This window comes from Planktotalea frisia, assembly GCF_001890925.1.
Taxonomy (GTDB): domain Bacteria; phylum Pseudomonadota; class Alphaproteobacteria; order Rhodobacterales; family Rhodobacteraceae; genus Planktotalea; species Planktotalea frisia.
In genome coordinates, this window is the sequence record NZ_MLCB01000085.1 from 43,208 (window position 1) to 51,273 (window position 8,066).

General features: G+C 52.5%; 10 protein-coding genes and 1 tRNA gene. 6 read left to right on the plus strand and 5 right to left on the minus strand.

Translation table 11 applies throughout. The annotated features are described in order from the left end of the window. Positions 1-17 precede the first annotated feature (17 nt). Genes sufC through PFRI_RS04980 form a run of 5 tightly spaced genes read left to right on the plus strand, consistent with a single transcriptional unit; the run spans position 18 to position 4,336 of the window. Positions 18-773 carry a Fe-S cluster assembly ATPase SufC gene (gene sufC, locus PFRI_RS04960; protein WP_072629629.1) on the plus strand — a complete coding sequence of 252 codons (756 nt, stop codon included), beginning with the start codon at positions 18-20 and terminating at the stop codon, positions 771-773. Next, positions 774-2,054: a Fe-S cluster assembly protein SufD gene (gene sufD / locus PFRI_RS04965; protein WP_072629630.1), complete on the plus strand. Its 1,281-nt coding sequence runs from the start codon at positions 774-776 to the stop codon at positions 2,052-2,054. Further along, complete coding sequence (locus PFRI_RS04970; RefSeq protein ID WP_072629644.1) at positions 2,054-2,536, plus strand: YIP1 family protein; 483 nt, start codon at positions 2,054-2,056, stop codon at positions 2,534-2,536. Before sufD ends, PFRI_RS04970 begins: the two co-directional genes overlap by 1 nt. Next, the gene (locus PFRI_RS04975) at positions 2,536-3,123 is read left to right on the plus strand and encodes a YIP1 family protein (RefSeq protein WP_072629631.1); all 588 of its coding nucleotides are present in this window, start codon (positions 2,536-2,538) and stop codon (positions 3,121-3,123) included. The genes PFRI_RS04970 and PFRI_RS04975 overlap by 1 nt, the downstream gene beginning before the upstream one ends. After that, entirely contained in the window at positions 3,116-4,336 is a 1,221-nt protein-coding gene (locus PFRI_RS04980) for a cysteine desulfurase (RefSeq protein ID WP_072629632.1), read from the plus strand. The genes PFRI_RS04975 and PFRI_RS04980 overlap by 8 nt, the downstream gene beginning before the upstream one ends. Before the next feature lie 2 nt (positions 4,337-4,338). On the opposite strand, the gene PFRI_RS04985 is transcribed toward PFRI_RS04980, so the two are convergent. Beyond that, complete coding sequence (locus PFRI_RS04985; protein ID WP_072629633.1) at positions 4,339-4,956, minus strand: hypothetical protein; 618 nt, start codon at positions 4,954-4,956, stop codon at positions 4,339-4,341. Positions 4,957-5,156: 200 nt separating this feature from the next. Between PFRI_RS04985 and PFRI_RS04990 the strand changes: the two genes are divergently transcribed. Then, positions 5,157-5,233: transfer RNA gene (locus PFRI_RS04990), tRNA-Arg, on the plus strand. Positions 5,234-5,291: 58 nt separating this feature from the next. On the opposite strand, the gene PFRI_RS04995 is transcribed toward PFRI_RS04990, so the two are convergent. The 4 genes from PFRI_RS04995 to PFRI_RS05010 all read right to left on the minus strand — a co-directional run bounded on the left by PFRI_RS04995 (position 5,292) and on the right by PFRI_RS05010 (position 7,983). After that, on the minus strand, positions 5,292-5,738 hold the full coding sequence (locus tag PFRI_RS04995; protein WP_072629634.1) for a glyoxalase superfamily protein: 447 nt from the start codon (positions 5,736-5,738) through the stop codon (positions 5,292-5,294). 162 nt (positions 5,739-5,900) lie between these two features. After that, the gene (locus tag PFRI_RS05000; RefSeq protein ID WP_072629635.1) at positions 5,901-6,602 is read right to left on the minus strand and encodes a hypothetical protein; all 702 of its coding nucleotides are present in this window, start codon (positions 6,600-6,602) and stop codon (positions 5,901-5,903) included. 157 nt (positions 6,603-6,759) lie between these two features. Beyond that, positions 6,760-7,569 carry a lytic murein transglycosylase gene (locus PFRI_RS05005; RefSeq protein WP_072629636.1) on the minus strand — a complete coding sequence of 270 codons (810 nt, stop codon included), beginning with the start codon at positions 7,567-7,569 and terminating at the stop codon, positions 6,760-6,762. Between the two features lie 72 nt (positions 7,570-7,641). Beyond that, entirely contained in the window at positions 7,642-7,983 is a 342-nt protein-coding gene (locus PFRI_RS05010; RefSeq protein WP_139292092.1) for a hypothetical protein, read from the minus strand. Positions 7,984-8,066: the final 83 nt, after the last annotated feature.

Consider the following 8,066-nt stretch of genomic DNA (forward strand, 5'->3'; position numbering starts at 1 on the left):
CTTCGAGGATGAATTAAATGTTGAATATTAAGAACCTGCACGTCTCTCTTGAGGAAGAAGACAAGCAAATCCTCAAAGGTGTCGATCTGACGGTCGAGGCTGGCAAAGTGCACGCGATCATGGGGCCAAACGGCTCTGGTAAATCTACGTTATCCTACGTCTTGTCCGGTAAAGACGGATATGAGGTCACCGAGGGTAGCGCAGAATTGCTTGGCGAAGATCTGCTCGACATTGACCCGGAAGAGCGCGCTGCTTTGGGTTTGTTCCTCGCGTTCCAATACCCCGTGGAAATTCCGGGCGTTGGCAACATGACATTCTTGCGCACAGCCGTGAACTCGCAGCGCAAGGCGCGCGGAGAAGACGAAATGAGCGCGACTGAGTTCCTTAAAGTCGTTCGCGAACGCGCTAAATCACTGAAGATAGACGCGGATATGTTGAAGCGTCCTGTGAATGTTGGCTTCTCAGGCGGCGAGAAAAAGCGCAACGAAATCCTACAGATGGCGATGCTAGAGCCAAAGATGTGCATCCTGGATGAAACCGACTCAGGTCTCGACGTAGACGCGATGAAACTGGTGGCAGAGGGCGTCAACGCATTGCGCTCAGAGGGCCGTGGTTTCCTCGTGATCACGCACTATCAGCGCTTGCTGGATCACATCAAACCTGACGTTGTGCACATCATGGCGAATGGTCGTATTGTGAAAACAGGTGGTCCAGAGCTCGCGCTTGAAGTTGAGCAAAACGGCTATGCTGATATTTTGGCAGAGGTGGCGTAAATGTCTGCTTTACAAGCGAAAATAGATGCAACTGAAGAGCGGATCGCAGCGCATGATATGCCGCAAGGCGGCTGGAGCATGGCTGCACGTAGCGAAGCCTTGGCGCGCCTGCGCAGCATGGGTTTGCCAAGCCGGCGCGACGAGTATTGGAAATACACGCGCCCTGACACGCTCACTCAAGTCGGCGCAACGAATGCCGCTGTTCTGGCGACAGATGAAGCGCCTGTGTTTGGTGAAATCGACACGCTGCAGATCGTTTTCGTTGACGGTGTGTTTGATGAAGCAGCATCGGCTGATCTGACGCTCGAAGGCATTACGATCGAGCGCCTTGCTGCGGCCAATGCTGACATTCATTGGGCCAAAGGGCTCTATGGTGCGCTTGAAACCAACGGCCAAACGCCAGTGGAACGTCCGCTCGCAACACTCAACACGGCCTTTGCGACAGACGGCGTTCTGCTGCATATAACAGGTAAGCCAAGCAAGCCAATTCATCTAATTTATCGTCATGTATCAAATACTTCCGATGCGATCTTACATCACGTGATCAAGGTCGATGCGGATGCGGAAGTCACTGTTCTTGAGAACGGCCCAGCCGCGGCACGTTTTAACGAGTGCATGGAAGTGGATATCGCTGATGGCGCAAAGTTTCATCATGTGCGTGCGCAAGGTCGTGATCATGAACGTCGCGCGGCCACTCATATTTTCGCGCGCTTGGGGACTGAGTCTACCTTCAAAAGTTTCACGCTCACCGCGAACGGTGTGATGACGCGCAATGAGTGCGTGATCGAGCTAACGGGTGATGACGCGCATGCGACGATTGCCGGTGCCTCGCTTGGAGATGGTGATTTTCACCACGATGACACGGTTTTCATCACCCATGATGCGGTGAATTGTGAAAGCCGTCAGGTCTTTAAGAAAGTGCTTCGAAATGGGGCCACCGGTGTTTTCCAAGGCAAGATCCTTGTGAAAGCAGGCGCGCAAAAGACCGATGGCTATCAGATCAGCCAGTCGCTTTTGCTTGATGAGGATAGCCAATTCCTCGCCAAGCCAGAGCTTGAGATCTATGCGGATGACGTTGCGTGTTCTCATGGGTCCACATCTGGCGCGATTGACGAGGACGCGCTGTTTTATCTGCGTTCGCGTGGTGTTCCGCATGGAGAGGCAACTGATATGTTGACGCTTTCTTTCCTTGCGGAAGCCGTAGAAGAAATCGAAAACGAAGCGCTCGCCGAAGAGATCAACGAACGGCTTGCCGCATGGCTCGCGCGCCGTCGAAGCTGATGCCAGCGACAACAGACATTGTTGCGACTTATAAAGGTCCGCGCCGTGCATTTGCGCGCATTTTGAGCACAGGCCAACGTGAAGATCGCGCCCTTATGATCCTCATGGTGGGCTGCACCATCGCGTTTGTCGCGCGATGGCCAGTTCTTGCACGGCAGGCGCATCTTGAAGGGATAGAGCTGAACATGCTCTTGGGCGGCACATTGATGGCGTGGCTGTTTATAGCACCGCTTGTGTTCTACGGGCTTGCGGCTCTCACACACCTTCTTGCTAAACTGGTACGCGGCAAGGGGGATTGGTATGGGGCGCGGATCGCTTTATTTTGGTCCTTTTTAGCGGCTAGTCCATTGTTACTGTTGAACGGTTTGATCGAGGGTTTCGTTGGTCCCGGACCGGGTCTGCAAATCGTTGGATTCCTGTGGTTTGCTATTTTTATCTGGTTTTGGCTGTCTGGCCTGATCGAAGCGGAAAGAGGCACTTGATGCTCAACGTCTTAATCGCATTGGCGATGCGTACAATTTCCCAACCGCGCGAAGCTGCGGTTGAAATTCTGTCGATGCGCCCGGAACGCAGTATCTTATGGAGCGCCTTAGCGTTGGCGGTGGTTTTGAATACCATTGTGTATCAGCTTTCTTTGGTGCTAACGCCACCCCAAGGGCCGCTGCCAGTCATGTTCACCTCGCCGATCATTTTTGCGGGGTTCATTGGGGCAGGGTTGATACTTAGCATCTACTCACTGACTTATGCGGGCCGTTTTATCGGCGGGAAAGCTAGCCTTGAGAGCATCATGGCGTTGCTCATCTGGCTGCAGTTTTTGCGCTTTGCTGTGCAGCTTGTCGCTTTCGTCTTGATGATCATAATGCCCGGAATTGCGGGTCTTCTTGTACTTGGCGCAACGCTTTACGGCATGTATTTGTTGCTCCATTTCATTGATGTAGCACATGAATTTGACAACCTTTTCACCAGCTTTGGCGCGCTCATACTTTCAGGGCTCGGAATTATGCTGGGACTTGCGATCTTGCTGTCGATGCTCGGCTTGCAAAATATGGGACTGACACCTTATGTTTGATGTTGAAGCAATCCGCGCAGATTTTCCAATCCTGTCGCGCGAAGTAAATGGCAAGCCTTTGGTTTACCTCGACAATGGTGCATCCGCACAGAAACCGCAGGTGGTGATCGATGCGATCTCGCGGGCGTATAGCGAAGAATACGCGAACGTGCATCGTGGGCTACATTTTCTAAGCAATCTTGCGACGGACAAATATGAGGCTGTACGCGGCACGATCGCCAAGTTTTTGAATGTCTCGGATGCCGAACAGATCGTGTTCAATTCTGGCACGACCGAAGGGATCAACACTGTCGCTTATGGTTGGGCAATGCCAAACTTGAAAGCCGGTGACGAAATCATTCTGTCTGTGATGGAGCATCACGCGAACATCGTGCCTTGGCATTTCTTGCGCGAGCGTCAGGGTGTTGTGATCAAGTGGGTTGATGTTGACGCATCCGGCGCGCTTGATCCGCAGGCGGTCATCGATGCAATGGGTCCCCGTACGAAATTGGTCGCGGTGACGCATATGTCCAACGTGCTTGGCACGGTCGTTGATGTGAAAACGATCACTCAAGCAGCGCATGAGCGTGGGATCGCAGTGCTGGTCGATGGTTCGCAATCCGCGGTGCATATGCCTGTGAATGTCGACGATATTGGTTGTGATTTCTATGCAATCACGGGCCATAAGCTTTATGGTCCGTCAGGTTCTGGTGCGATCTTTATGAAGCGTGAACGTATGGCAGAGATGCGCCCGTTCATGGGGGGGGGCGATATGATCCGCGAAGTCACCAAGGACGCGGTGAGCTACAATGACCCACCGATGATGTTCGAAGCAGGCACGCCGGGCATCGTTCAGATGATCGGCCTTGGCGTCGCGCTCGAGTATATGATGGACACAGGGATGGCGGCGATTTCCGCCCATGAAAACGATCTACGCGACTATGCAAGCGCGCGCTTGCACGGGCTGAATTGGCTCTCCGTTCAAGGCAATGCCGCCAACAAAGGCGCGATTTTCAGCTTTACGATGGACGGTGCTGCGCATGCGCATGACATCTCGACAATCCTTGATAAAAAGGGCGTCGCTGTCCGCGCGGGCCAGCATTGCACCGGTCCTTTGATGGAATTCCTGGACGAAACTGCGACCTGCCGCGCCTCTTTCGCGATGTATAATACGCGCGCGGAGGTTGATGCTTTGGTGGATGCGTTAGAGCTCGCCCATGATCTCTTTGGCTAAAACTATTCAGCGACGATGAAGCCGCCGGCCATGATCGCACTTTCAGATTTTCCGTTGAAAATGCCAATGGCTTCGTCGCCACCGATTTTTCCTGAAAGAGTGCCGGGAATACCGCTATAGACCACGTCTCCTTCAAGGGTTTGCCCCTCGAAGGTGCCGTTGACGTTCAAAATGCCATTGTTTGACGTGCCTTTCAGCGTGTGGTCGTCAAAATCGACGGTCAAGGTCATCGATCCTCTGGCGGTACGTGCAAACCCTGTGAGTCTGCCATTGTTTAGGTCTATGCCCGTCACGCGTGCGGCTTCGTAGTGGCCTGACATTCTGGCGGACCCTGATCTTGGCAAGCTTGAAACGCTGGTGCCTGGAATTAGTCCTGCGCGCGCAAAGAAGCCTGCGCCGTTCTGAACACCCGTTTCATATGCATATCCGTCACCATCTGAATTCACATCTGAGCCCGTTTGACGTTGAGTCAAAGTGCTGTTCGCGATCTCTGCAGAGCTGGTTCCGACGGCGACTGCAGCCGCAAAGTTGCTCGTGGTGAAGTCGTCAGCGTCGCTGATACAGCCCGCGAATACGCTGGTTGAAAGAAGGGCTGCGAAAATGCGAATGCTGGAACTCATAGATATCACCTGATGCTTTGATAACATTAACGTTTGGTCTGGTTCGTCTGGTTAGAAAGCCGGGAAAATGAAGTCAACATAAGTGCTTAGAGTTGCATCAAGTGTGCTGCGAATGACGCAGATTTCGCCATTCCAGCGCCATGCTTAGGCAGTTTAGGCATTGCGGGAACGAGGCTGCAAAGCTATACCGCGCGGGGTAAGCACCCATAGCTCAGCTGGATAGAGCGCTGCCCTCCGAAGGCAGAGGCCGCAGGTTCGAATCCTGCTGGGTGCACCATTTTCTTGAAAGTAGACAACAGCCGAGCACCAAAATTGTTGATGCTCAGCTTTTGGTTTTATGCAGCGCGAAGCTCCATATGTGGAACGCCGTCAGAGGTCTTGGCTTGCGTTACAGCGTCTTCATTCAGCACCACATTCACTTGCTTGCGGAAAGAACTGAACGCGTTGGATGTGACAACATCCACAGGCTCATCAAAGATCACTGTGACGTACCAATATCCACCGCTGGCACTGCGCACAGCTTTGAGATGGCCGTTAAACGTGTGACCAAGGTAGCGACCGCTCACGCGTTGCCCAACATGCCAAGCACGAGGCTGGTTTGATTTTGCCTTGGCACTCAGTGTGTTCCAATCGCGAAAACCCCATTGGCGTGCAATGGCCTCAAGGGCCATGCTTTGGGTAATCGGTGTTTGTTTTTCGCTCATCGCAGTGCGAAGGCGTTTTGCCTGCGCTTTTAGCGCGTCAACGTTAGGCACATCGGTGCCAAATTCTGTCTGTTTCATCGTTCTTTTCCCATTTTGTCTATGGGTCACGGGTGCGTCGGGGGTGTTCGCATTGCCACCAGCTTGTGAGCAAAGTCAAAAGGGCGGAAAGATCGTAGATTGCTGCGTTTACCATAAGGTCACCCTCGCGAACGGCAGGAGGCAGCGCTCCGTGAGGGTCACTTAAGCAGAGGTTGTGGGTTTGTCTACCCTATCGCGCAACCAAATGTAGGACAGCAAAGTCGAACCAAGGGCAGGGATCATGAAGAAGAAGGTCACGGCAAAAATATAGAGTGACACGTGAAGCGGTAGACTGACTGGATTACCAATCAAGCCCCGCACGCACAGGGTCTTGCGCAGTTTTTCCAGAGCGAGGTCGTCATTTATAAGCGCTGTACGTGCTTTTTTGCGACAAGCTGTTGGTTGGGTTTTTGCGGTGCGTGTGCCGTGCATTTGCAACTCTAAGTAGCCCAACATTTTGTCGAGCTCAAAGTGAAAGTCGTCAATCACGAGGCTGCTTAGCGGGCGTTGATAGTCATGCCACAACACCGCGCGCGCGGCTAAAACACGGCTGACTTTTTTCACGAGTTCATGCGCAATACGTGCTGAATCAAGATGTTTTGGAAGCCTGTTACTGCGCACAGGACCCACGGCGATGCAGATCGTGTTCGGCGTTTCATCGGTTTCATGAACCGCGTAAAGTCCAATCCGCAAGCCGTCAAAGTCTAGAAAAACAAGGTCATCATGATCCCAAGTTATAGAACGTGATCCCGCATGTTTTGCAATTTTGCTTTGCAGAATTTCATCTGCAAGCCGGTCTAGCCCAAACTCTGTCGGATCTTTCAAAACGATTGCTGCGATGGTCGTGCAAGATCTAAATGCCATTTTTCCCTCACCAGTTAATTGCCATGGGTAATCAATGGTTAATGAAGGTGGCGGAAATAGGTCGCTGGGTGTAATTTGTTAAAATTACCCGTTTAAGGTTGTGTCGCAAGGAGGCGCTCGATGGTGGCGCTTCCTTGCTTTTTAACGTTGTTTTGGCTTAGCCAGCGCGTTGAGCTGCAAACACAATGGCGCGCAAGTAATTGCCGCTGTCGTTCCAGCTCTTGAGTGCATTGTAGTTTGCAGTGCCCTCGCCATAGGGTTGACCTGCGCGCCAGCCGTTTTGGCGTAACATATTTGCCGCTTTCGCCAGCGCATCGACCGCATTGTAGGGATCTGTGCGTCCATCACCATTGCCGTCCACGCGAAAGCGTAGCCAGTTTCCAGCCAAGAACTGCATATGACCAAGCTCACCAGAAGGGCCACCGCCTTTTTGCGCAGGGACCATGCCCGCGTCGATCATTTTCAGAGCCGCAATCGAGTGCGATTGGAACTTAGGGTGACGACGGCAATAAGACGACAAAGTAACAGCACCATCGACGATCGGCGTTTTGCCAAGATATCCGCCCCAGCTGGTCTCCAAACCCCAAATCGTCGCCAAAAGGCTGGACGGCACCCCAAAACGCTTTTCTAAAGCTGCGAATGTGTTCTTGTTACTGGTAATCTTGCTGCGTGTTCGGGTGATAAATGCGTCAGCCGAGCCGCCAGAGCGCTTGGATAAAAAGCGGGCAGGGTCGCTTTGAAGCGTGCCGGTTTGATTGCGTGGGTTTGATTCAAAACGCCATGTGATGCCAGAGAGGCGCGCGCCTGCGAGCGCATTCAAGCCACGCTGACCAACACCATTGGCTTGGGCCGTTCCGGCGAGCGTTTGCTTGTAACTGTTAAAATTTGCTTTGTTCGTAATGCATTCTGCTGCATTCGAACTCTGCGCCGCCAATGTTAAGACGACTGCAGTCAAAAACTGTTTCATGATACTCTCCCAAAGCACGCTTATTTGGGTGCTATGATACCGTTGCATGATTTGGGAGCAATGAAAAAACGTTCAAATGTATTGTGAAGCCATGATTGATGCGACCATCACCACAAGGGCGAGGCGGCGCAAAAGGCCGATTGAATAGTGTTTCCAACAAAACTTCGCTTTGGTCCGCGCGGCATGCTTTAGACTGATCTGTGCAATGCGACGAGCAAATTCGAGTTGACCACGCTGCCATCCTTCAAAGGACGTGCGTTGCACTGCATCAGGCAACGCGCGCTCGGCTTTTTCATCAATGCCACCGCTTTGGCGCGCCATTAGGTTTCGCAGAACCCGTTCGATTTCTCTTTGATCAATCGGGTAAGCCGCACCTTTGGGCGACATCGAATTCATATTTGGTGTATACGTCATAATTATACACAGAGTCCTCGAGCACCCGACTTTTGACGGGTTGACGTCTGACCGTAGAACGATTCAGCTAACCGCATGATCCG